Here is a 23,926-nt window from a genome sequence, read left to right as displayed (position 1 = left end):
CGGGAGAACAGCCATGCAATCCATTGAATCCACGGCTCTGGAGCCGACCAAGAGCGAAATGGCCGGTCTGTCGGCAGGACAGAAGATCGGACGCCTGATCCCGGTTTATGGGCTGGTGATCCTGACCGTCGGGCTGATCGTCATCTTCTCGATCCTTCTGCCCGATACCTTCCCGACCCTGTTGAACGTCCGCTCGATCGTGTCCGACAAGGCAATCATTGCGCTTCTGTCGCTCGCCGCGATGATCCCGATGGCATCGGGTCGCATCGATCTGACCGTCGGCTATGGCATCGTGCTCTGGCACATTCTTGCCATCAGCCTGCAGACGGCCTACGGCCTGCCCTGGCCGGTCGCGGTCGTCATCGTTCTCGCGCTCGGCGTTCTGACCGGCTTCATCAACGGTCTGCTGGTTGAGGTCGCGAAAATCGACAGCTTCATCGCGACGCTCGGCACCGGAACGGTTCTATACGCGCTTGCCCTCTGGCACACCGGCGGGCGGCAGGTGGTCGGCGTCTTGCCGGAGGGATTCTATGCGCTGAACGGCACCATGCTGTTCGGCCTGCCGATCACCGGCTTCTACGTGCTCCTGATCGCAATCTGCATGTGGATCGTGCTCGAATACCTGCCGATCGGCCGGTATCTCTATGCCATCGGCGCCAATCCCAAGGCCGCGGCCCTCAATGGCATTCCGGTCCGCAAATTCGTGATCGGCGCCTTCGTCACCTCGGGGCTGCTGGCGGCCTTGACCGGGGTTCTTCTCGCCTCGAAGCTGCGCATCGGCCAGGCGAGCGTCGGCCTCGAATATCTCTTGCCGGCGCTTGTCGGCGCGTTCCTCGGATCGACAACGATCAAGCCGGGCCGGGTGAATGTCTGGGGCACCTTGATCGGCGTCATCATCCTGGCGGTCGGAATATCAGGAATTCAGCAATTCGGCGGGTCGTTCTTCGTCGAACCGCTGTTCAACGGCGTGACCCTGCTGATTGCCATCGGCATAGCAGGCTACGCCCAGCGCAAGCGCGGAGCTGTGAGGAGGATCACACCCGCATCCAAATGAGGATGCCGGCTCATCCCGGCATTTCACAACAAACAAAATGGAGGAGTGAACATGAAGCGCAGAACGTTATTGCAGGCAACGGTCGCAACCGTCGCCGTTATGCTGAGCATGCCGGCATTGGCCGATTCCATGGCCGACGCCAAGGCCGTGGTCGAAAAGTATGCTTCCAAGGTGAGCGCCTGGGATGGCCCGACGAGCGGCCCCAAGGGCGCTGCGGGAAAGAACATCGTTATTCTCGCCGCCGATATGAAGAATGGTGGCATCCTCGGCGTGGTCAATGGCGTTCAGGAAGCGGCGGGCGCGCTCGGCTGGACGGTGAAGGCGCTTGACGGCGCCGGTTCGATCGGCGGGCGGACCGCGGCGTTCGGCCAGGCCATGGCGCTGAAGCCGGATGGCATCATCATCAACGGCTTTGACGCGGTCGAACAGAAGCCGGCGATGGAAGCAGCCAAGGCTGCCGGCATTCCGATGGTTTCCTGGCACGCCGCCTCGGCCGTCGGTCCGGTCCCCGAGGTCGGTGTCTTCGCAAACGTGACCACCGATGCGATGGAAGTGTCGAAGTCCGCGGCGGATTGGGCCTTTGCCGATGCCGGCGGCAAGCCGGGCGTCATCATCTTCACCGACTCCACCTATGCCATCGCGATTGCCAAGGCCGATCGCATGAAGAAGGAGATCGAGGATCTCGGCGGCACGGTGCTCGAATATGTCGACACGCCGATTGCCGAAACCTCTCAACGCATGCCGCAGCTCACCACGTCGCTTCTGCAGAAGTATGGCGCGAAGTGGACGCATTCTCTGGCGATCAACGACCTCTATTACGACTTCATGGGACCTTCGCTCGCCTCGGCCGGCATTGCAGGCGATGGAAAGCCGGTGAACGTCGCAGCCGGCGACGGTTCGGAGAGCGCCTATCAGCGTATCCGCGCCAAGCAGTTCCAGGCCGTCACGGTCGCCGAGCCGCTCAACCTCCAGGGCTGGCAGCTCGTCGACGAATTGAACCGTGCCTTTGCGGGTGCTCCCTGGTCTGGCTATGTGTCTCCGCTCCATGTGGTGACCAGCCAGAACGTCGAGTTTGACGGTGGACCGAAGAACAGCTTCGATCCCGACAACGGCTATCGCGATCAATACAAGAAAATCTGGGGCAAATAACCCTCCCAATCAGGGCGTATCGACCGATACGCCCTGATCTTACGACGGCCCACCAACATCGATCCAGCTCCGGCGAGTTTTGGAAAAGAGACCCTATGATCATTCGTTATGCTTTGTTTGAAGGCGAAATCCATCCCGGCAGAGAAGTCGAATTCCGCGAATTCGTGCGGCAGCGGCTCGTGCCTCTCTGGACGAAATTTCCGGGTGCCGAGGAAATCCGGGTGCTGGACGGGATGGAGCGCGACGAAGGCGCCCCGGTCTATGCCATGGCCTTGGCCATTCGTTATCCCGATATGGATGCGGTGAACGCAGCACTTCTCTCGGATGTGCGATCTGAGAGCCGCGAGGTCACCGGCGAACTCCTGCAGCTCTTTACGGGCAAGGTGCATCATCACGTATTCGCGGCCAACGAATACGCACCGCATAGCGCCTGACAGCAGGCAAGCCCGACGTCTGCGACGGCCCGGGCGACTGCTCTGGTCCGCTTCCCGGCCCTAAGTTAAGAACTAGGGTTTGAACAAAGACCCGTAAAGCGCCCGCGGACGAGCGTCCCAGGCGCTTTTTTCACGCCTGCTAATCCCGATCATCCTGCGAAGGCACCGGATGCGATCGTTCCGGTTGCTCGACTTTTGGGGACAATTTTCCACCAGCAACGCGTTTATTAAACTAAATAGTCTATCGATTTAGTAGATTATCCGCCATCTTACCGTGCATCGTTCCTGCAAACAACAATCCGAAACGGGAAGATCGACGATGACGTTGGCAAAGATGACATTGGCAAAGACATTCAAAATTGCGTTGTTCAGTCTGCTTGGTCTCGGTGCCATTCATGGTCCGGCGGTAGCCCAGACAGACGCCCCCCTGCTTTCCAAAGTGCCGCCAGGCACGGTGCTGACGATCGGCGATCCGGTCACCCAGAAAGCTCTCGAAGTGTCCGGCCTCGGCAAGGAGCTCAGTTTTGAAGTCAAATGGGCCAATATCAACGGCGGGCCGCAGACGTCGGAAGCTTTCCGCGCCCATGCGCTCGATGTCGGATCGGTGGCCGAGATCCCCTCCATCTTCGCCAACTGGAACAACCTGCCCGTCCGCAACATCGCCTATCGCGAACGCCGAGACCCGATTGCCAATCCCATCTACCGCTTCGGCATCGCACCGGGCGCGACGGTCAAGACGCTGGCGGATTTCCGCGGCAAACGCATCGCTTTCAGCCCGGGCCAGGCCCAGGGCACGCTCGTCCTGCGCGCGCTGCACGCGGCAGGTCTAAAGAGCAGCGACGTCACTCTGGTGGAACTGCCAAGCACCAGCGACGTCTATCCTAAGGCATTGGCGAGCAGGCAGGTCGACATCGCACCGCTCGGCACCGTCTATATCAGGCGCTATATCACCCAATACGGACCGGATGGCGCGACCCTCCTGGAGCATGGCCTGCGGGATGATCCGAGCCATCTTTATGCGCCGCAATGGGTTCTGGATGATCCCGCCAAGGCAGCAGCTCTCGCCGAATATGTCGGGCTGTGGGCGCGCGCTACCGAATGGGTGAACCGCAACCCGGACCTCTGGATCAAGGAATATTACGTTGGTCAGCAGGGCCTCAGCCAGGAGGACGGGGAATATCTGGTCAAGATGACCGGCGAACAGATCGTTCCCGCCAATTGGAGCGAAGTGAAGAAGCGCCACCAGGAGACCATCAACCTGCTGGCGGACGAGCTTGGCTACAAACCCTTCAATGTGGAGCAGATTTTCGACAACCGCTTCGAAAAGCTCGGCGCCGAAGCTTTGGCCAAGAGCCAGTAACGTTCGACATTCCTTCGGAGAGGAGATCTGAAACATGGCAACCACTTGGGATGCAGATGAGGCCAAACTATCCCTGACAACAAGCGGGAGAGTTGCGCATGCAGGCTCACGCCTGGCAAAGCCGGTTGGCCCGGCGAGCTCCGCCGGCCCTCGCGCCCGACGCAGGCTGGGTCCCGGACCCGCGATCCCTTTCGGGTTGCAGATCGGGCCGGTATTGCTTGTCCTGACCTGGGTCGTCGGTTCGGCATTGGGATGGATCGACCCGCGCATCCTGTCGGCGCCGTGGACAGTGGTCGAGGCTTTCGTAAGACTCATAGAGCAGGGTCGCCTGCAGGACAATTTCGTGACGTCGGCGACGCGCGCCCTGCTCGGCCTTAGCATCGGATTGCTGATCGGCACGATCCTGGCGGTTATCGCCGGCCTTTCCCGGATCGGTGAAGCCCTGATCGACGGGCCGGTCCAGATCAAGCGTGCGATACCGACGCTGGCCCTGATCCCCTTGCTGATCCTGTGGTTCGGCATCGGCGAGAGCATGAAGGTCACGACCATCGCGCTGGCCGTGATCGTGCCGATTTACATCCACACCCACAATGCGCTCCGCAGCATCGACAGCCGTTATGTCGAGCTGGCCGAGACCCTGCGCATGAGCCAGAAGGACTTCATCCTTCAGGTGGTGCTGCCCGGCGCCCTGCCGGGTTTCCTTCTGGGCCTGCGGTTCGCCGTCACCCTCTGCTGGGTTTCTCTCGTCGTGGTCGAGCAGATCAACGCCACCAGCGGGCTCGGTTACATGATCGATCTTGCCCGCAATTACGGGCAGACGGACGTCATTCTCGTCGGCCTGGTGGTCTATGTGCTGCTCGGTCTCGTTTCGGACGGTCTCGTCCGCCTGCTTGAACGGAGGGTCCTCTCATGGCGCCGCACCCTGGCAAACTGAAGCCCGTAAGCAAGGCCGTCCACGTGCGAAACCTCGCACGGCGGTTTGCGACGAAGACGATCCTCGACGGCGTCGATCTCGATATCGAGGAAGGCGAGTTTGTTGCCCTGCTCGGCCGCAGTGGCTCCGGCAAAAGCACGTTCCTCAGGGCTCTTGCCGGTCTCGATCATGGTGTCGAGGGAACCGGCACCCTCGGGACGCCGGAGAGCCTTTCGGTGGTTTTTCAGGACGCCCGCCTGCTGCCGTGGCGTACCGTCATCCAGAACGTCACGCTCGGCCTACGTGGACCTTCCGGCCAGGAAGCCGGACGGAAGGCTTTGGCGGAGGTAGGACTTGCGGGCCGGGAAACGGCGTGGCCGAACCAGCTTTCGGGTGGCGAGCAGCAGAGGGTCGCCCTTGCCCGTTCGCTGGTGCGCGAACCGGCCCTGCTTCTCGCCGATGAGCCGTTCGGCGCGCTCGACGCGCTGACCCGGCTGAAAATGCATGATCTGCTGCGGGAGTTGTGTGCAAGACACCGTCCTGCCGTGCTGCTCGTCACCCACGACGTCGACGAGGCGATTTCGCTGGCCGACCGCATACTAGTTCTCGACGAAGGCCGCCTCATCGAGGATCTCAAGATCGATCTGCCGACGCCGCGGGATCACGGCGATCCGCGCTTTGCGCAATTCCGAATCCACCTCCTCAGCCGGCTCGGGGTCGAGCTTCCGGGCCGCAAGGCCGCCTGACATCAGCAACAGTTCAATTTGATCTGGAGATAAGCCAATGAGCACATCGAAAAGGCAAATGCGGCTTGGCGCATTCATCATGGCGACCGGCCATCATATCGCCGCCTGGCGCCATCCGGAGGCGCAGGCCGATGCCGGCCTCAATATCGATCACTACCGCGAGCTCGCCCAGACCGCCGAACGCGGCAAATTCGATCTCGTCTTCGTCGCCGACAGCCCGGCGGGATGGGACCGAGCCAAGGATCCGGAAGCGCTTCGTCGCACCGCCCAGGGCGCGCATTTCGAGCCGCTGACCCTCTGGGCGGCCCTCTCCCAGGTGACCAAACATATCGGCTTCGTCGCCACGGCATCGACGACCTACGAGGACCCTTACCTTCTCGCCCGCAGATTTGCGTCGCTGGACTATATCTCCAAGGGTCGTGCGGCATGGAACGTCGTCACGACGGGTGCGGATGTTTCGAAGAATTTTTCAATCGCAGGCCATCCCGCCCATGCCGATCGTTATGAGCGGGCCGAGGAATTCGTCGACCTGGTGAAGGGCTTGTGGGATTCCTATGAAGACGATGCCTTCATTCGCGACAAGGAAAGCGGGGTCTATCTCGATCCCGACAAGGTGCATCTCGTTGATCACAAGGGCAAATTCTTCTCGGTGGCCGGTCCGCTCAACGTCGGCCGTCCAGTTCAGGGCTATCCTGTCATCGTGCAGGCCGGTGCATCGGAACCGGGGCGCGAACTTGCCGCCCGCACGGCCGAGATGATCTTTACCGCCAACCAGACCTTCGAGGATGCGCAGGAATTCTATTCCGACGTCAAAGGGCGGCTCGCCCGCTACGGACGCCGGCCGGACGAACTGCTGATCAGTCCCGGCATATTCCCCGTTCTCGGCGGGACGGAAGCGGAAGCCCAGGCGAACTACGACCATATCCAGTCGCTGGTTCATCCCTCCATCGCCTGGAATATCCTTGCCCGCCACTACAAGGGCGTCGACCTTTCCGGCTACTCGCTGGATGATCCCGCCCCTCCCCTGCCTGAAAATACCGAACTCAACAAGAGCCGCCTCAAGCTGGTTTCCGACCTGGTATCGCGCAACAATCTGACGCTGCGCCAGTTTTATTTGGCGGTCGCCACCGCTCGCGGCCATCGGACGGTTGTGGGAACGCCCGAGCAAATCGCCGATGCGATGCAGAGCTGGTTCGAAAACGGCGCTGCCGACGCCTTCAACATCATGCCGCCGATCCTGCCCACCGCTCTGACCGATTTCGTCGATCAGGTCGTCCCGATCCTGCGCAAGCGCGGCCTGTTCCGGCACGAATACGAAGGCACGACGCTGCGGGAGAACCTTGGCCTCCAACGCCCGCCGAATGGCTTTGTGGTTCAGGCGGGGCAGCAGCAGGTGCAGGCAGCCGTATGATTTCATGAGGGGGCTTCCCCTCGCTTTGTTCCAATCACACAAAGAACCGCAGCATCGCATGAGCAATAATTCCGAATTTCTCTGGTATATTCCCAACGACGTCAAAGCCGGCCATCGCGGCGATTCCGCCGTCGAGAACCACAACAGCCTGGATACGCTGACCAGCCACGCAAAGGCGCTGGAGGAACATGGCTGGAAGGGCGCGCTCATCGGCACCGGTTGGGGCCGCCCTGACACGTTTACCGTCGCAACTTCGCTCGCCGCCCGGACGACCACCTTCGAACCGCTCATTGCGATCCGTCCAGGCTACTGGCGACCGGCGAATTTCGCTTCCGCGGCAGCGACGCTGGACCATCTGACCGGCGGCCGCGTGCGGATCAACATCGTGTCGGGCAAGGACAACCTGGCTGCCTACGGCGACAGCGAGGGCGATCAGGCGCACCGCTACGGTCGCACCAAGGAGTTCATGCGGCTGGTCCGAAGATTATGGACCGAAGACAATGTCACCTCGGCGGGCGAGAACTTCCGGGTTGCCGACTCCACCGTGGTGCCACGCATCCAGGTCCGCGGCGACCGCCGACACCCCAAATTCTATTTTGGCGGCGCTTCGGAGGCGGCCGAGCGGGTGGCAGCCACCGAGGCCGATGTCCAGCTTTTCTGGGGCGAGCCCCTCGACGGTGTCGGCGAACGGATCGCGCGGCTCAAGGCGTTGAGCCGGGAACTGGACCGCGACCTCCCGCCGCTGGAATTCGGCCTGCGGATAACGACGCTGGTCCGCGACACCACCGAACAGGCCTGGACTGACGCCGAGGCGAAGGTCGCCGAGATGGCGAGAAGCAAGGGTACTGGCTGGCACGATCACCAGCGCGCGCTCGCCGTCGGCCAGCAGCGGCTGCTCGATCTGCATGAGCGCGGCGACGTCCTCGACGACAACCTCTATACTGCCCCGGGCAAGTTCGGCGGCGGCGGCGCCGGCACCACCTGGCTGGTCGGTTCGGCTGAAGACGTCGCCCGCTCGCTGCGCAAATATCAGGATCTCGGCATCACCCACTTCGTGCTGTCCGACACGCCCTATCTCTCCGAAATCAAGCGGCAGGGCGATCAGCTTCTTCCGCTGCTACGCGGCTGAAGCCGGAAGCGCCAACGCTCCGGCACCGCAGCTGCAATTCATGCCGATTGCCGAGACCTTTCAGCAAATCACTACCCGATGCCAGGACGGCGTCGCGTAGTCGCAGGCAAGCCGCAGAACCTTGTTGCGCAGGGGAGGTTGGAGATTTCGCAACTACCGGGAGAGCGCTCGTCAAATGGTCCATCCGAAAAGCGCAAATGCTATCCAAATAGACGCTATAGCCATGCTCTGCCGGCTCCGTTTACACTCTCTAAAATATATTCCTCTAATTTTTTTAGATATCGGGGCGACGTTCTTTGAGGGCCGTCACCTCCGCCATGATGGCGGGTCAGGCACCCGAATTTCGCATCAAAATCGGCTTTTATTGCTTTGACGGATGTCCGTATCTCAAGCGCGATTCCGGCACAGGGGTGCCTGTCGGATGCACTCGGAGACACCGAGGCTCTGCATTTGAATGAGACATGACAAGCAATCCTGGCTGCCGAGACATCCTTCCAACAAACCTCACCGCGAGGGGAGAGTGCATATGAAGAATATCATGAGTTTCGGGGTTGTGGCGCGCCTGGCGCTTGGCTTCAGCGTTCTCCTTTTGCTGATGGTCGGCTTGACCATCTATTCGACGGAAAAAGTTGCGCAGATCAACGATAAGCTTGAAACCATCAACGACGTCAACAGCGTGAAGCAACGGTTTGCCATCAACTATCGCGGCAGCGTGCATGATCGGGCAATCGCCATCCGCGACGTCACTCTGGTGACGTCTGCCGATGAACGGAAGACCGCCGAGGCATTGATCGAGAAGCTGGCCGCCTCCTACGCCGAGAATGAAAAGCGCATGGCGGATATGGTTGCCTCTCCGGCCGGTGCGACGGAACAGGAAAAGACCATTCTCGGTGAGATTGCAGACATCCAGGCGAAGACCAATCCTCTGGTCGCCCAGATTATTGCGCTGCAGGAGAAGGGCGACGGCGAGGCCGCTCGAAAGATCCTGCTCGAACAGGCTCGACCGGCTTTCGTTGCCTGGCTTGGCGCCATCAACAAATTTATCGACTATCAGGAAGCGCTGAACAAATCGATTGGTGGCGAGGTTCGCAGCACGGCAAGCGGCTTCAAGCCATTGGCCCTGACCGCGCTTGGCATTGCGGCTGTTCTTTCACTCGTTGCCGCCGCCGTGACCGCACGCACGATCGTCGGCCCGCTGGCAAAACTTCAGCTTTCGCTGAAGGCGATGGCGGACGGCAATCTTAATGGTGATCGCCGTCTCGAAGCGCGAGGCGATGAGATCGGCAAGCTCGCACGGGCGGTGGCCGGGCTGCGCGACGCAATTTCGGCAAAGGCCGAACGGGAAGCCGACGCCGAGGCGAAGCGGGCCGTGTCGGAGCGGCATCGGCTCGAGCAGGATGCAGATGAACGCCGCACCCTTGCCGAGCAGACGGACCAGGCTGTCGGTCAGCTTGGCGATGCATTGCAGGCGCTGGCTGACGGCGACCTTACACAGCAGATCGGCACTCCGTTCATTCCGTCTCTGGAAAAGCTCCGCGCCGACTTCAATTCTGCGGTCGAAAAGCTCCGTGCCGCCATGCAGAAGGTTGCCCAGAACGCCAGCGCCATCGCCGCCGGTGCACAGGAGATCCGCTCGGCCTCGGACGATCTCGCCAAGCGGACCGAACAGCAGGCAGCCTCGGTGGAGGAAACCGCCGCTGCCCTGGAAGAAATTACGACCACCGTTGCCGACTCGAGCAACAAGGCTCAGGAAGCCGGCCAGCTCGTTCGCAAGACGAAGGATAGCGCGGAGCGTTCGGGAAGCGTCGTTCGGGATGCGGTCGATGCCATGGGCAAGATCGAATCCTCCGCCACCGAAATCGGCAGCATCATCGGCGTCATCGATGAAATCGCGTTCCAGACCAACCTGCTGGCGCTCAATGCCGGCGTCGAAGCCGCCCGTGCCGGTGAGGCAGGCAAGGGCTTTGCCGTTGTCGCTCAGGAAGTGCGCGAGCTGGCGCAACGCTCCGCCAAGGCGGCAAAAGAAATCAAGGAACTTATCAACGCTTCGAACGGCCACGTCAAAAGCGGCGTGGCCCTGGTTGGCGAGACCGGAAGGGCGCTGAAAGAGATTGCGGAGCAGGTACAGCAGGTCGACGGCAATGTAGGGGCCATCGTCGGCGCTTCGCAAGAGCAGGCGACGGGGCTGAAAGAGATCAATACCGCCGTCAACAAGATGGATCAGGGGACGCAGCAGAACGCCGCCATGGTGGAAGAAGCCACAGCGGCCGCCCACAAGCTCGCCAAGGAAGCCGACGCGCTGTTCCAGCTGCTGGGCCAGTTCAACATTGGCGGAGCGGTGGCACCGAAGCGCGTATCGCAGCCCGCTATCGCGGCGCCCCGTGCTCAGCCGACGCCCTCGCCTGCGCGCCAGATGATTGCCAAGCTGGGTAAGTCGTTCCAGACGAATGGGAATGCAGCAGTGGCCGGCGATTGGGAAGAGTTTTAAGTCGCCCTGATCTCTCTCCAGCCTATGCTGGAACGCCAAAGCGGGATAATTTTGCGAAGGGCAGCGTTTGCTGCCCTTGGCATTTTTGGATCAAGGAAGGTGAGCATGATGTTGTCCGAAAACCGCTCACACTTTTCGGCATCATGCTCTAGGCCCGGACCGGAGCCTTGGCCGGAAGCAGGGCGTTGACTACGAGGGCAACGGCGATGTTGGCCGCAAGCGCCAGCAGTCCCGTGTAGACGGTGAAGGGTTCACCGCCGAGGCTGATCAGATGCAGAGGCTTCCAGCCGGCATCCCAGACGAGGAAAGTACCGCCGCAGAAGCCGACGAACCAGCCGGCAAGCAGGCCGGGTGCACGGAACCAGTTGGTATAGAGGCCGAAGACCAGCGCCGGAAGCGTCTGCAGGATCCAGATGCCGCCGAGCAGCTGCAGGTCGAGTGCGAATTGCGTCGGCAGGAAGATGATGACGAGAAGCGCACCGATCTTCACGACGAGCGACGTGATCTTTGCAACCTTCGCCTCGCCCGCATCGCTGACATCAGGATCGACATAGGCTTTCCAGAAATTGCGGGTGAAGAGGTTGGCGGCGCCGATGCTCATCACTGCCGCCGGCACCAGTGCGCCGATAGCGATCGCCGCAAAGGCGAAGCCGGAGAACCAGCCCGAAAACAGCGTCTTGAACAGCGTGGGAACGACGTCATTGGCACTGTCGAGCTTCAGGTTGGCGGCATGCCCCATATAGCCGAGCAGTGCCAGAAGGCCGAGCAGCAGCGTATAAGCGGGCAACATGATCGCATTCTTGCGGATCGTCTTGCCGCTGTTGGAGGCAAAGATGCCCGTCAGCGTATGCGGATACATGAAGGCCGCGAGCGCCGAACCCAAGGCGAGCGTGGCATAGGCGACATACTGATTGCCCCCGAGCAGCAGGTTGCCGGAACCCTTGGCCTGGAAGGCCGCATCGGCCGAGGCAAAGACATTGGCGTAGCCTCCGAGTTTCGACGGGATCAGTGCGACGGCCGCGATCACGACGATATAGATCATGATGTCCTTGACGAAGGCGATCAGGGCCGGCGCGCGCAGGCCCGCGGAGTAGGTGTAGAGCGCCAGCACGATGAAGGCGATCGCCAGCGGCAGTTCACCATGCAGCCCGAGCGCCTTCAGCACCGCCGTCATGCCGACGAGCTGGAGGGCAATATAGGGCATGGTGGCGATGACGCCTGTTGCCGCGACGGCGAGTTCGAGACCGCGCGATCCGTATTGACCGTGGACGACGTCGCCAGCCGTCACATAGCCGAAATCCTTGGCGCGTTTCCACAGAACGGGCATCACCATGAAGACGAAGGGATAAACGACGATGGTGTAGGGCAGCGCAAAGAAGCCGTAGGCTCCCACGGTATAGACCAGCGCCGGGACGGCGATCACGGTGTACGCCGTATAGAAATCGCCGCCGACGAGGAACCAGGTGATCCAGGTGCCGAAGTTGCGTCCGCCCAGACCCCATTCATCGATATGGGCCAGTGTCTCGGGCTTGCGCCAGCGGCTGGCGACGAAGCCCATGACGGTGACCAAAACGAAAAAGAAGATGAAGACGGCAAGTGCCGTGCCGTTGATGTCAGTCGTCATGGCGGGTGCTCCGATAGGCGATCCAGGTCAGCGCTGCGGTGATCGGCACCCAGAGAAGCTGATACCAATAGAAGAAGGGAAAGCCGAAAAGAGATGGCTCGCGGACATTATAAAATGGCGGCCAGAGCAGACCTATGTAGGGAATGACAAGCAGCCAGAGCGCTGCCTTGCTACGTGGTTTTTCCATGTCGGAATACCTTTCAGGCGCCGCGGGCGGCGGTCGCCATGTTCCAGTTGTCGGCGTGGAAGGCAGGTCTGTCAGCCGGCGGCCGCGGCGGCCCGGCGCGGGTCGCTCGAGGTTTTCCGACCGATCGGAAGCTGATGTAACGCATGTGAATTCCTCCCAACGGCTCGCACTTGGCCAGCCGTGGATGGAGTCCTATGGCGCCGGTTTTAAGCTCGCAAGATCGAGTTGGCACTGAAATGCCGGGGCCTACCCAGAAGTGGGTAGACGCGATCTATCCGACTTTCGAGACGATGCCGTGATCGAGCGCATAGCGGATGAGGCCCGCTGTGGTGGCAATACCGAGCTTCTTCTTGAGGTTCTTGCGATGGGTTTCCGCCGTGGCGGAGGTGATCCCGAGCGTTTCGGCGATCTCCTTGTTGCTTCTGCCGGCCACGATCAGCCCGAGAATGTCTCGTTCGCGCGGCGTCAGGGGGTCGCTACCCTCCTCCGCGCGTTCGCCCATCAGCGCGTCGAAGACACCGGACGAGAAATATGTCCCCCCACCCGCCACGGTCTCGATCGCCGAGACGATCTCGTCGGTCGAAACGTCCTTCAGGATGTAACCGGCAGCGCCGTGCATGACCGAGGAGGAAATATACTCGCGGCTGTCATGCATGGAGAGCATCACGACCCGCGCCTGAGGAAGTTCGTTCCTGAACAATTCTATTGCATCGATGCCGCTCAGCTTGGGCATGTTGATGTCCATCAGCACGACCTGCGGCAGAACCTGCCGGCCGATCTCGAGCCCCGTTTGGGCGAGCCCGGCCGTACCGGCAACTTCGATATGGTCGAATGTTTCGAGCACGGCCTTCAATCCGTCCAGCACCAGCGGATGATTGTCGATCAAGAGCACCCTGATTTTCGGGCGTTCGGTCATGCAGCTTCTGCCTGCCGATCGGCGGGACGATTAGCCGATTTCGGCATCATCGCCGTCAGCGTCGTCCCGGTCTCGCTGCTGTTGATCAGCAACAGGCCGCGGAAGTGGGCCATCCGCTCCTGCATGTTGCGCAGGCCGAGACCTGATCTGCCGGAGACCCCGTCCTTGATGCCGTCGAAGCCAGTGCCGTTGTCGGTGATCGTCATGCGGGCCCGGCCGCCGTCGCTCCAGAGCTTGACCGCAAGCCGGGAGGCACCCGAGTGGCGTTCGACGTTGTTGAACGCTTCCTGTGCGACACGATAAAGCGCGGTATTGGCTTCGGGTTTCAGCGTGTCGGTGAAACCCGAAGCGTCGATTTTCGTCTCGATCCCCGTCCGCTCGGCAAAATGATAACACAGCGCCTCGAGAGCAGCCGTCAGGCCGAGGTCGTCGAGCACGCGCGGCCGCAGATCGTGCGACAGCCGCCTGATTTCCTTGATGGCGCCGTTCAGCGCCTCCACACCGCGGTCGATCGTCAGCGCCGCATCGTCGACATTGGTTCTGACCTTGCGGCCGGCAAGATCCATCGCATAGCGCACGCCGACGAGATTTTGAGAAATGCCGTCATGCAACTCGCGTGCAAGCCGTGCGCGCTCTTCTTCCTGCGTATCGATGACCCGCTGTGTCAGCGCCTTGAGCCGGCTGTCGGCCATGCGGCGCTCGTGGAACGTCAGCAGCATGCAGGTCGTGAAAACGACAAGCACGGAAGGTACGGCGATCAACGCGACAATGATGAAGGTCCGTCTTATGTTGGCGCGCATTCCGGCGTTGGCGGCGGCGCTTTGGGCAAAGACGTCATCCAGGTAAACGCCGGTGCCGACGACCCAGTGCCATTTGTCGAGACTGACGACGAAGGAGAGCTTGTCGGCGATCTGTCCGGTCGATGGCTTCTGCCATTTGTACTGATGCAGACCCCCGCCCGCTCTTGCGGTGGCGATCAGTTCGGCGATGACCTTGTCGCCATCCGGGTCGGTAAGGTCGAGCCAATTGTGCCCATGCCGGAAACTCTGGCGCGGATGGACGATGTTGTTTCCGTCGTAATCGTAGACAAAGAAATATCCGTCCTTGCCGTAATCGAGCGAGGTCAGGATCGTCGCCACCTGCTGCTTGGCGGCTTCATCATCGGGACCGGCATTATCATAGATCGTCTGGATGGCGGACAGGGCAAGGTTGGTCAGGTTGAGGATCTCGGCTTCCTTGGTCTTCAGCATGTTCTGCTCGAACGTGTCGATGCTATTCTTGGCGAGGTTTGCCGATTGCCATGTGATGAAGGTGGTGATCGCAAGGATCGAAATGACGAGCGGAACGATCGCCAATGCGATGATCTGGTGTCGTAACGTCAACGATCATTCCTCCCGAGAATTTGCGCCGGGAATTATGCCCTTTGTCAAATGCGAGTCCAGCGGCTTGTCGGAACCAACGCCGGCGGAGCCATCGCGTCTGCGCTATTCCAGCGGGACGAACAGGCCGAGCTTGACATCCCGCAGCACGACATTCGTGTGCATGCGGCGGATCTGCGGATTGTCAGCCATGATCAAGGCAGCGATGTCGTCATAATGCTCGACGTCGCGGGCGGTGACGATTGCGATCAGATCGACCGCGCCTGTGACATAATAGACCTGCTGGATGTGATCCTGCTTCTCAGCCCAGAGGCGGAACTTGGCCAGCGCGTCGTAATTGTCGCGCTCGATCTCCATTCCGACGATAAACACCATCGCTGTGCCCGTCGCCTTGCGGTCGACGACGGCTACCTCCGCCTTGATGATTCCTTCTTCGCGCAGCCGCTTCAACCGCCTCTGCACGGCCGAGACCGACAGTCCGATCCGTTCGGCGATCGTTTCGGCTTTCAGCTGGCAGTCGCGCTGAACGATATCGAGAATGTCACGGTCAAAACGATCGAGTTGTTCCATTGTCCAGTCCTAGTTCTCGCCGCAGCAATTCGCGCATTCTGCCGTACTTGCCGCACGAGGAAGATTATTTTGCATAAAATATGCAGAATAGATGAAAACTGCGCGAAAAAACCGCGTTATTTTATCATTATCCTTCGCAAGCTCAATTCAGCCGGAACCATGCATGCCAGATCAACCCTTTCCTGCTCTTCGCGTCGAAGATCTTCATAAAAGCTTCGGCTCGCAAGAGGTTCTCAAGGGTATTTCGGCTGAGGCCCACAAGTCTGATGTGATTTCGATCATCGGCTCGTCGGGTTCCGGCAAGAGCACCTTTCTCAGATGCATCAATTTCCTGGAAACGCCGGATCGTGGCCGCATCGCCGTGAACGGCGAGGAGGTCGCGCTGAAGATGGGGCGGGACGGCCGGCTGCAGCCGCGCAGCTGGCGGCAGATCGAACGGATACGGACCGGATTGGGGATGGTCTTCCAGAGTTTTAATCTCTGGGCCCATCGTACGGTGCTGGAAAACGTCATTGAGGCCCCGGTGCACGTCATGGGCATTTCGCGGCGCGAGGCCATCGAAAAGGCTGAGGCCCTGCTCCACAAGGTCGGGCTCTTCGACAAACGCCACGCCTATCCGGCTTTCCTCTCCGGCGGCCAGCAGCAGCGTGCGGCGATTGCGAGGGCGCTCTGCGTGGATCCTGATGTCATGCTGTTCGATGAGCCGACATCGGCGCTTGATCCGGAGCTGGTCGGCGAGGTGCTGAAGGTCATTCGCGATCTCGCGGAAGAAGGCCGGACCATGCTGATCGTCACGCATGAAATGCGCTTCGCCCGGGATGTCTCCAGCCGTGTTCTCTTCCTGCATCAGGGGCGGATCGAGGAAGAAGGCCCGCCGGAACAGATATTCGGGGCGCCGGTCAGCGCCCGCTGCCGGGAATTCACCGGCCTCAGCGCCCACTGATGCACTCCGAGCTCTCATCGACAACACAAACCAGGAGAATCCTGCGAATGAAACTGCTTCCCACGCTTTTCGCCGGCGCGGCACTCGTGCTTTCGGCCGTCACCGCACAGGCCGAAGTCCGCTTCGGCGTCATGAACGAATCCTATCCGCCCTTCTTCGCCAAGGACGCCTCCGGCCAATGGCAGGGATGGGAAATCGACTTGATGAATGCCGTATGCGAAGAGATGAAGGAGAAATGCTCGATCGTCGAGATTTCTTGGGATGGTCTCATTCCGGCTCTCCAGAGCAAGAAGTTCGACGTGATCTGGTCGTCGATGTCGAACACCGCGGAACGCTCGAAGGTGATCGACTTCACCGACAAATACTACAACACCCCGAGCACCTTGATCGGTCCCAAGGACCAGAAACCGGGCGCCACTGCCGAGGACGTGAAGGGCAAGACTATCGGCATTCAGGTGTCGACGATCCAGTCGGAATATTACAAGAAGTATTTCGCCGAGGCTGCCGAGGAAAAGACCTACCAGACGCTCGATGAGGCGTTTCAAGACCTCGCCTCCGGCCGTATCGACTATGTCTTCGGCGATTCACTGGCGCTTGACGCTTTCCTCAAAAGCGATGGCGGCAAGGATTGCTGCGCCAAGATGGGCGACGTCGCCGACGACAAGGAGATTCTCGGAGCCGGCGTTTCGGGCGGCCTGCGCAAGGAAGATACGGAGCTGAAAGCCAAGCTGAACACGGCGATATCAGCGGTTCGCGCCAGCGGCCAGTATGACGCCATCACCAAGAAATACTTCGATTTCGACATCTACGGCGCGAAGTAAGCAGTCCTGATAATGGCGACCACGCAACAAGGTATTCTGGACCTGCTGTCTCCCTATCCTCCGGGATGGGGCGGCGTTCTTCTGGCAGGTGCAGTCTCCACGGTCGCCATCTCGGCTTGCGCCTTCGCGATCGGCCTGCTGCTCGGCACGGGCGGCGCACTTGGAAAGCTTTCGGGCAACCGCATACTTCGCGTCGTGCTCGATCTCTATACCACGCTGATCCGCGCCGTTCCCGAGTTGATCCTGATCGTCGGGCTCTATTATGCGGGCACCGATGGCCTCAACCGGCTGCTCGCCGCGTTGGACCTGCCGCCGGTCAATGTGAACGGCTTCGTCGCGGCCGTCGCGGTGCTGGGCTTCGTGCAGGGTGCCTACATGACGGAGGTGTTGCGCGGCGCGATCCTCGCCATTCCCGTCGGCCAGATCGAGGCCGCCAAGGCCTTCGGCATGGGGCCGGTGCTGAGGTTCCGCCGGGTCCTGCTGCCGGCGCTCCTGCCAAACGCGCTGCCGGGTCTTGCCAATCTGTGGATGTCGGTCACCAAGGACAGCGCGCTGGTAGCGGTCGTCGGCTACCAGGAACTGGCGCTCGCCACCCGGCTTGCCGGGGCTAGCACCAAGCATTACTTCGTCTTTTTCCTTGCTTCGGCCCTTCTCTATCTCGCCATCACGCTTGTCTCCAACGTCGTCTTCAAACTGATCGAAGGACGGGTACGGCGGGGACAGCCGCGCCTTGCCTGAAGAAAGCGCCCCATGAGTTTCGCCTGGATCTCTTCCTATTGGCCGCTGCTTCTGACCGGCGCCTGGCAGACTGTTTGCCTGCTGGTGATCTCCGTGGTGTTCGGCTTCGTCATCGCCATAGGCCTCGCCTTCGCGCAGGTCAGCGGCGGCAGACTGACGCGGCTCCTGGCGCGCAGCTACTGCACCTTCTTTCGCGGAACGCCGCTGCTGATACAGCTATGGCTTCTCTACTACGGGGTGGGCTCGCTGCTGCCCATGGTCCCCGGCATCCGCCAGAGCCTGTTCTGGCCGATCCTGCGCGAGGGCTTCTTCTTCGCCGCCGTCAGTTTTACCCTGAACTACGCAGCCTATGAGGCGGAGGTGTTGCGCGGCGCGCTGCTTGCCGTTCCCAAGGGCGAGCTCGAAGCCGGCCGGGCCTTCGGCCTTTCACCCTGGATGCTGACCCGGCGCATCTGGCTGCCGCGCGCCATTCGCATCGCCCTGCCGACGATTGCGGGAGAGATCGTCATGCAGCTCAAGGCGACACCGCTCGCCTTTACGGTGACGGTGATGGATCTCTACGCCGTGGCAAACAAGGTTCGGCAGGACACGCTGCTCGTCTATGAACCGCTGCTGGTCGTCACCCTCTTCTATCTCGCCTTGACGGCAGTCATCGCCCACGTCTTCCGAGGTCTCGAAGCGCAGGTGCCGGTTCGCCGCTAGGCCGACGGAAAGGGACTGGCCCATGAATTCCCTCGCGCACGACCACGCGCACCTCGCCCACTTTGTTATGAAAAGCCCGCCGCCGCTGACGGCGCGACAGCCTGAATGGAGACCTCTTCATGAGCACGACGCGAATTCTCGATGGCGGCATGAGCCGCGAGCTACTGCGGCTGGGTGCCGAACTGAAACAACCGGAATGGTCGGCATTGGCGCTGATCAACTCGCCGGATATCGTCCGTAGAGTACACCAGGAATTCATCGCCGCCGGCTCTGAGGTCATTACGACAAACAGCTATGCGCTCGTGCCCTTTCACATCGGCGAGGACCGGTTCCAGAAGGAAGGGGCGGAGCTGATCCGTCTCGCCGGTCGCTTGGCGCGCGAGGCGGCGGATGCCGCCACGGATCGGAAGGTGCTGGTTGCCGGGTCGCTGCCGCCGATCTTCGGCTCATACGAGCCGCAGAATTTTCAGCCTTCGCGGGTGCAGGATTATCTCGAGGTGCTCGTCGAAAACCTCGGCCCCTTCGTCGATATATGGCTCGGCGAGACGTTGAGCCTGATCGCCGAGGCAGAGGCTGTCCGCGAGGCAGTGGCGGCATCAGGCAAGCCGTTCTGGATTTCCTTCACATTGGCGGATGACGAGGCAGCCATCAGCGGCGGCGAACCGAAGCTTCGCTCCGAAGAAAAGGTCGAGGATGCGGCATCCTGGGCGGCTTCATCGGGCGCTGAAGCTCTCCTGTTTAATTGCAGCAAGCCCGAAGTCATGCAGGCGGCGGTGGAGACGGCAACGCGTGTCTTCCGAAAGATGGATGCCTCCATCGAAATCGGTGTCTATGCCAATGCCTTCGAAGGGGAAACAGGCGACGCAGCCGCCAATGAAGGCCTGCACGATACCCGCAGCGATCTGAATGACGACGCCTATTCGCGCTATGCCTGTTCCTGGGCCGATGCCGGCGCGACCATCATCGGCGGCTGTTGCGGCATTGGCGCCGCCCATATCCATCGGCTCAAGAAGACGCTTTTGGGTTGAGGCGGCAAGTCGGCTACGCCGCCGCAATAGTTATTCAGCTTTTGATGCCGTCTTCTGGAGTTCGAGGAGGAGCTCGATCAATTTCGGGGCCATCTCCCTTATTTCCGAAAGGTGGACAGCGCTCAGTCGCGTCAGAAGCTCGTCCGCCTTATTCGTCAGGAGAATAGTCTGGCGGCGCCTGTCGGCCGGATCGGCATGACGTTCGACTAGTCCGGCATCCGCCAGCCGGCCGACAAGTTCGGTCGCCGTATGCGGCGCGATGATCAGCCGCTCGGCCAGCATGCCGATGGTCATGGCATCGCCCCGCTGTCCCTTGATCGCCAAAAGGGCCTGATGCTGCTGCGCGGGCAGTCCTTCCGATTGTGCGGCAGAGGCACTGAAGTCCATGAATTGGCGAAGCGCAAATCTGAGATCGGCGAGAGCCTCGTAATCCTCCTGTCTCAGCGGCGGCGCAGTCTTCTTCAAAGCTATTCTCCTTTGCCGCAACGGCTGCCCAGGTCGGAAGCCATTCGGCCATCTCGAATAGAGGGGCACCCGACAGCCGGTCAAGTGAAGCAACTTCACGGGACATTTTCGTCTGCATGATTTCATCCATTGATTTATATCGTATCACGATATATTGACGCCCCTGAAGCGTACCCATTTCCGCGTAGCAGAGGCTTCCATGGCGCAGCATCAACCAAGCAACCGGCCGCACGATTTCACCGGCGGCCTTTCCCGGCGCGAGGCCGGAGATTTCACCACCGACCGGCGGGTCCTCCTCCTGGTCGGTATGTCCATCATTGTGGGCACGGCCGGCGCGTTTGCCGCCTGGTGTCTCGTCAGCCTCATCGCGCTGGTGACGAATGTCATCTGGTTCGGAGAGATCGGCATCCAGCCCGCCTCTCTAGCAGCCGTGCCGCGTTCGCTGTGGGTGTTGCTGGTTCCGCCGCTGGGCGGTCTCGTCATCGGACTGATGGCTCGCTTCGGATCGGAGAAGATCCGCGGCCACGGCATTCCCGAGGCGATCGAGGCGATCCTGATCGGCGGCAGCCGGATGTCGCCGAAGGTCGCGGTCCTGAAGCCGCTGTCATCGGCAATCTCCATCGGAACTGGTGGTCCGTTCGGTGCCGAGGGGCCGATCATCATGACGGGCGGTGCGATCGGATCGCTTTTCGCACAATTCTTTCACATGAGTGCGGCCGAGCGGAAGACGCTGCTCGTCGCCGGCGCCGCCGCAGGCATGACGGCCATCTTCGGTTCGCCGATCGCCGCGGTCATGCTGGCGGTCGAACTGCTGTTGTTCGAATGGAAGCCGCGCAGCTTCATTCCAGTCGCCGTTGCCGCCTGCGTGTCGATCTGCTGGCGCCCGCTGTTCGGCACCGGCCCGCTGTTCCCGACCCACTTCCAGGTGGCCTTGCCCTGGTGGGGGATTTTCGCCTGCGCGGCGATCGGCATCATCTCCGGCTTGCAATCGGGATTGCTGACGACGCTGCTCTACCGGATCGAGGACCTGTTCGAAGCCTTGCCGATCCACTGGATGTGGTGGCCGATGCTCGGCGGTCTCGTCATCGGCCTCGGCGGCCTGATCGAGCCGCGGGCAATGGGCGTCGGTTACGACATCATCGATGGCTTGCTCAACAACCGGCTGCTCGCCCCGGCTGTCATCTCGATCCTGCTGGTGAAGACCGTCATCTGGTTGTTTGCCCTGTCGTCCGGCACTTCGGGCGGCGTGCTTGCGCCGCTTCTCATCTTCGGCGGTGCTCTCGGATGGCTGGTCGGCCTTGTCCTGCCGGGCAACGATCCCGGCTTCTGGGCGCTGCTCGGAATGGCGGCGATGATGGGTGGAACCATGCGCGCGCCGCTGACGGGCACTTTCTTTGCCATGGAGATCACCGGCGACGTCAGCACGCTCGTTCCGCTGCTTGCCGCGACGGTTACGGCCTATGCCGTCACCGTCCTTCTGCTGCGTCGCTCGATCCTCACCGAGAAGATCGCGCGTCGCGGTCAGCACATCACCCGCGAATATGGCGTCGACCCGTTCGAACTATCCCGGGCAAGGGAGATCATGATCAGCGATGTCGACACGCTTCCCGTCACCATGACGGTGGGAGAGGCGTGCGATTTCTTCGCCTCTCAGCAGAAAACGCACCGGATTTATCCGGTGGTCGATGCAGCAGGCAGGCTAGCCGGCGTCGTATCGAGAGCCGACGCTCTGCTTTGGCAGGGGAATTCGGACCTCGCCAGACAGACGCTTGCGGAAAACGTGACGGACGATTCCGTCCCTGTGGGGCATCCTGACGATACGGTCGCATTCATCGCCGACCTGATGCTGTCGACCGGCGACGGACGCATTCCGATCGTCGATCCGACCTCAGGGAAATTGTACGGCCTGATCGCCCGTAAGGATCTGCTGCGGCTGCGCAGTTCCTATAGGTCGGCCGAGCTGGATCGGCGGCCGTATCTCACCGCCGGCTCAAAGAGCAAGGTGCGATAGCGCTCCGCGGGCGTCCTCCGCATTGCTACTGATACTGCCGCGCGCCGCATGGATCAGGTCCCATGCGGCGCGCCGACGCCTGTAGACGTCAATGCAGCCCGAACAGATTCAACAGCTCTTCGCGGTGTCGAACGAATTCCGGCGCGCTGCGGTCGCGAGGACGGGGCAGATCGATTTCGATCAGACGCGGCTCACCGCCCTTTTCCCGTGGCAGGATGAGGATCCGGTCGGCCAGGTAGATCGCCTCTTCGAGATCGTGGGTGACGAGGATGGTCGTCACATCCTCATCGCGCCAGATCCGTGCGAGCTCCTGCTGCATGCCGATCTTGGTCATTGCGTCGAGCGCGCCGAGCGGTTCGTCGAGCAGCAGGATCTCGGGCTGGACGGCCAGCGCCCGGGCGATTCCGACGCGCTGGGCCATGCCGCCGGAGAGCTGCCGGGGATAGGCCGCCTCGAACTGCTGCAGGCCGACGAGCTTGACATAATGGCGCGCCCGTCCCCTCGCCTGCTCACGCGACAGGCCTCTTGTTTTCAGCCCGAAGGCCACATTGTCGAGCACGGTCAGCCAGGGCAGAAGGCGCGGTTCCTGGAAGATGACGGCGCGCTCTGCGCCGACGCCTCGCACCGCCTTGCCATCGACGAGAACCTCTCCCGTGTCGGAATCCTCAAGACCGGCCAGAACCCTGAGCAAGGTTGTCTTGCCCGAGCCGCTGGCGCCGACGATGGCGAGGCTCTCGCCGGAGCGGACGTGGAGGTTGACATCCCTGAGAACCTGTAGAGGTGCCCCGTTCAACCTGTAGGATTTGGAGAGGTGACGGATCGTCACCTCTCCGCGGCGCGTGTCCTCAGCGATGCTCATCACCATTCCTCAGTTGCTTGCCGGCTTGGCATCGGCGGTAAAGAGGATGTCCTTGGCCGCCAGCTGGCCTTGCTTCAGCTTGCCTTCGCGAACCAGGACGTCGATCCAGAACTGGATGTCGCGCTCGACCGGCAGACCGCCGGCACGCACGCCATAGCCTCGGAAGTATTGCGCGATATCAGCGTTCTCGCCGCGCTCGCTAAGTGCCTTGGCCAGGATCTTCTTGGTTTCCTCGGGATGTTCGCGGGCATAGTCGAGGGCGCGGGCCGACTGCTCGACGAAAATCTTCGAGGCCTCCGGATGCTGGCGAATGAAATCGCGGCGCAGTACCACGAAGCCCCCGGCAATATCTCCAAGCACGTCGGTATCGTCAAAAATCGCGCGCAGACCGCCATTCTTGAGGGCTGCACCTTCGAAGGTCGTCTGCCAATAGCCGAAGGCGGCAATATCCACCTGCTTGGAGCGCAGCACCTGCTCGAGCTGCGGCCCGGGAACGACGATCTGATTGGCTGCGTCCGTGGGCAGGTCGACTGAATGCAAGGCCTCGCGGATGGTATAGTCGAGATGGGCACCGAGCGTATTAACCGCGATGCTCTTGCCGGCGATGTCCTTGATACCCTTGATCGGGCTGTCTTCCAGCACGTAGAAGGTCGACTGCACCTCGTCATTGATGCCGTTGGAGGGATAGGCGGCGACGAAATCGTTGCCGCCGATGATCGAATTCAGGACGGCGGAGGTTGCCGCGCTGCCGATCTCGACATCACCCGATGCCAGTGCGATCAGGGAGGCTGGGCCGCCCTGGGCGTAGCCGACATTTTCGAGTGTGATGCCCGTTCCGTCGAAATAGCCGAGTTCGGCGGCCAGTTCGTGGGCGGCAAGACCACCCTGGCTAGCGAGATAGCGCAGCTTCACCGTATCGGTGGCTGCGGCCGGCGTGGCAAGACCGAGAGCGATCACTGCCGGCAGGAGGAGATGACGGGGATGGAATGTCATGATGAG

The 23,926-nt window shown here is 61.3% G+C and carries 24 protein-coding genes; 15 read left to right on the top strand and 9 right to left on the bottom strand.

Translation table 11 applies throughout. The features are described from left to right. Positions 1–13: 13 nt before the first annotated feature. The 9 genes from ELH03_RS31630 (at position 14) to ELH03_RS31585 (ending at position 10,684) form a co-directional block, all read left to right on the top strand. Positions 14–1,054, top strand: a complete 1,041-nt coding sequence (locus tag ELH03_RS31630; RefSeq protein WP_128411202.1) for an ABC transporter permease — start codon at positions 14–16, stop codon at positions 1,052–1,054. Positions 1,055–1,105: 51 nt separating this feature from the next. After that, positions 1,106–2,203, top strand: coding sequence for an ABC transporter substrate-binding protein (locus ELH03_RS31625; protein WP_128400712.1), 1,098 nt, complete (start codon positions 1,106–1,108; stop codon positions 2,201–2,203). A 95-nt stretch (positions 2,204–2,298) separates the two neighbouring features. After that, a complete protein-coding gene (locus tag ELH03_RS31620) occupies positions 2,299–2,637 on the top strand; it encodes a hypothetical protein (RefSeq protein ID WP_128400711.1) in 339 nt (112 codons plus the stop codon). 334 nt (positions 2,638–2,971) lie between these two features. Continuing rightward, positions 2,972–3,997, top strand: coding sequence for an ABC transporter substrate-binding protein (locus ELH03_RS31615; protein ID WP_024320285.1), 1,026 nt, complete (start codon positions 2,972–2,974; stop codon positions 3,995–3,997). A 34-nt stretch (positions 3,998–4,031) separates the two neighbouring features. Then, positions 4,032–4,931, top strand: coding sequence for an ABC transporter permease (locus tag ELH03_RS31610; RefSeq protein ID WP_130767333.1), 900 nt, complete (start codon positions 4,032–4,034; stop codon positions 4,929–4,931). Beyond that, entirely contained in the window at positions 4,907–5,656 is a 750-nt protein-coding gene (locus ELH03_RS31605) for an ABC transporter ATP-binding protein (RefSeq protein WP_128400709.1), read from the top strand. Before ELH03_RS31610 ends, ELH03_RS31605 begins: the two co-directional genes overlap by 25 nt. A 37-nt stretch (positions 5,657–5,693) precedes the next feature. After that, the gene (locus tag ELH03_RS31600; protein ID WP_128411204.1) at positions 5,694–7,067 is read left to right on the top strand and encodes an LLM class flavin-dependent oxidoreductase; all 1,374 of its coding nucleotides are present in this window, start codon (positions 5,694–5,696) and stop codon (positions 7,065–7,067) included. 58 nt (positions 7,068–7,125) lie between these two features. Beyond that, complete coding sequence (locus ELH03_RS31595; RefSeq protein ID WP_128400707.1) at positions 7,126–8,196, top strand: LLM class flavin-dependent oxidoreductase; 1,071 nt, start codon at positions 7,126–7,128, stop codon at positions 8,194–8,196. A gap of 526 nt (positions 8,197–8,722) precedes the next feature. Beyond that, positions 8,723–10,684: a HAMP domain-containing methyl-accepting chemotaxis protein gene (locus ELH03_RS31585; RefSeq protein ID WP_130767332.1), complete on the top strand. Its 1,962-nt coding sequence runs from the start codon at positions 8,723–8,725 to the stop codon at positions 10,682–10,684. A 148-nt stretch (positions 10,685–10,832) separates the two neighbouring features. On the opposite strand, the gene mctP is transcribed toward ELH03_RS31585, so the two are convergent. The 6 genes from mctP to ELH03_RS31560 all read right to left on the bottom strand — a co-directional run bounded on the left by mctP (position 10,833) and on the right by ELH03_RS31560 (position 15,360). Continuing rightward, entirely contained in the window at positions 10,833–12,308 is a 1,476-nt protein-coding gene (gene mctP / locus ELH03_RS31580) for a monocarboxylate uptake permease MctP (RefSeq protein ID WP_018070687.1), read from the bottom strand. Next, on the bottom strand, positions 12,298–12,495 hold the full coding sequence (locus tag ELH03_RS31575; RefSeq protein WP_018070686.1) for a DUF3311 domain-containing protein: 198 nt from the start codon (positions 12,493–12,495) through the stop codon (positions 12,298–12,300). Before ELH03_RS31575 ends, mctP begins: the two co-directional genes overlap by 11 nt. A 13-nt stretch (positions 12,496–12,508) precedes the next feature. Continuing rightward, positions 12,509–12,640 carry a hypothetical protein gene (locus tag ELH03_RS38565; RefSeq protein WP_281035115.1) on the bottom strand — a complete coding sequence of 44 codons (132 nt, stop codon included), beginning with the start codon at positions 12,638–12,640 and terminating at the stop codon, positions 12,509–12,511. A 126-nt stretch (positions 12,641–12,766) separates the two neighbouring features. Next, positions 12,767–13,411, bottom strand: coding sequence for a two-component system response regulator MctR (gene mctR / locus ELH03_RS31570; protein ID WP_113544858.1), 645 nt, complete (start codon positions 13,409–13,411; stop codon positions 12,767–12,769). Then, the gene (mctS, locus tag ELH03_RS31565; protein ID WP_128400077.1) at positions 13,408–14,793 is read right to left on the bottom strand and encodes a two-component system sensor histidine kinase MctS; all 1,386 of its coding nucleotides are present in this window, start codon (positions 14,791–14,793) and stop codon (positions 13,408–13,410) included. The genes mctR and mctS overlap by 4 nt, the downstream gene beginning before the upstream one ends. A 102-nt stretch (positions 14,794–14,895) precedes the next feature. Then, positions 14,896–15,360, bottom strand: coding sequence for an Lrp/AsnC family transcriptional regulator (locus ELH03_RS31560; RefSeq protein WP_018246856.1), 465 nt, complete (start codon positions 15,358–15,360; stop codon positions 14,896–14,898). Positions 15,361–15,523: 163 nt separating this feature from the next. Here ELH03_RS31560 and ELH03_RS31555 point away from each other — a divergent pair, with 163 nt between their 5' ends. The 5 genes from ELH03_RS31555 (at position 15,524) to ELH03_RS31535 (ending at position 19,592) form a co-directional block, all read left to right on the top strand. Next, positions 15,524–16,303: an ABC transporter ATP-binding protein gene (locus tag ELH03_RS31555; protein WP_128400078.1), complete on the top strand. Its 780-nt coding sequence runs from the start codon at positions 15,524–15,526 to the stop codon at positions 16,301–16,303. Positions 16,304–16,350: 47 nt separating this feature from the next. Further along, complete coding sequence (locus ELH03_RS31550; RefSeq protein ID WP_128400079.1) at positions 16,351–17,124, top strand: transporter substrate-binding domain-containing protein; 774 nt, start codon at positions 16,351–16,353, stop codon at positions 17,122–17,124. A gap of 12 nt (positions 17,125–17,136) precedes the next feature. Further along, positions 17,137–17,862 (top strand): ABC transporter permease, encoded by a 726-nt coding sequence (locus ELH03_RS31545; RefSeq protein WP_128400080.1) that lies wholly within the window; start codon positions 17,137–17,139, stop codon positions 17,860–17,862. A gap of 12 nt (positions 17,863–17,874) precedes the next feature. Continuing rightward, on the top strand, positions 17,875–18,564 hold the full coding sequence (locus tag ELH03_RS31540; protein ID WP_128400081.1) for an ABC transporter permease: 690 nt from the start codon (positions 17,875–17,877) through the stop codon (positions 18,562–18,564). Positions 18,565–18,683: 119 nt separating this feature from the next. Then, positions 18,684–19,592 carry a homocysteine S-methyltransferase family protein gene (locus ELH03_RS31535; protein WP_130767331.1) on the top strand — a complete coding sequence of 303 codons (909 nt, stop codon included), beginning with the start codon at positions 18,684–18,686 and terminating at the stop codon, positions 19,590–19,592. A gap of 30 nt (positions 19,593–19,622) precedes the next feature. On the opposite strand, the gene ELH03_RS31530 is transcribed toward ELH03_RS31535, so the two are convergent. Next, positions 19,623–20,057 (bottom strand): MarR family winged helix-turn-helix transcriptional regulator, encoded by a 435-nt coding sequence (locus ELH03_RS31530; protein WP_128400083.1) that lies wholly within the window; start codon positions 20,055–20,057, stop codon positions 19,623–19,625. Positions 20,058–20,256: 199 nt separating this feature from the next. Here ELH03_RS31530 and ELH03_RS31525 point away from each other — a divergent pair, with 199 nt between their 5' ends. After that, positions 20,257–22,068, top strand: a complete 1,812-nt coding sequence (locus ELH03_RS31525) for a chloride channel protein (RefSeq protein ID WP_130767330.1) — start codon at positions 20,257–20,259, stop codon at positions 22,066–22,068. A gap of 88 nt (positions 22,069–22,156) precedes the next feature. Here ELH03_RS31525 and ELH03_RS31520 read toward each other — a convergent pair whose 3' ends face one another. Both ELH03_RS31520 and ELH03_RS31515 read right to left on the bottom strand, forming a co-directional pair. Then, positions 22,157–22,927 carry an ABC transporter ATP-binding protein gene (locus ELH03_RS31520; protein WP_028732415.1) on the bottom strand — a complete coding sequence of 257 codons (771 nt, stop codon included), beginning with the start codon at positions 22,925–22,927 and terminating at the stop codon, positions 22,157–22,159. 9 nt (positions 22,928–22,936) lie between these two features. Next, the gene (locus ELH03_RS31515) at positions 22,937–23,920 is read right to left on the bottom strand and encodes an ABC transporter substrate-binding protein (RefSeq protein ID WP_128400085.1); all 984 of its coding nucleotides are present in this window, start codon (positions 23,918–23,920) and stop codon (positions 22,937–22,939) included. Positions 23,921–23,926 lie beyond the last annotated feature (6 nt).

This window comes from Rhizobium beringeri (genome assembly GCF_004306515.1).
Classification (GTDB): domain Bacteria; phylum Pseudomonadota; class Alphaproteobacteria; order Rhizobiales; family Rhizobiaceae; genus Rhizobium; species Rhizobium beringeri.
This window is presented reverse-complemented; position numbering and strand designations above follow the sequence as displayed.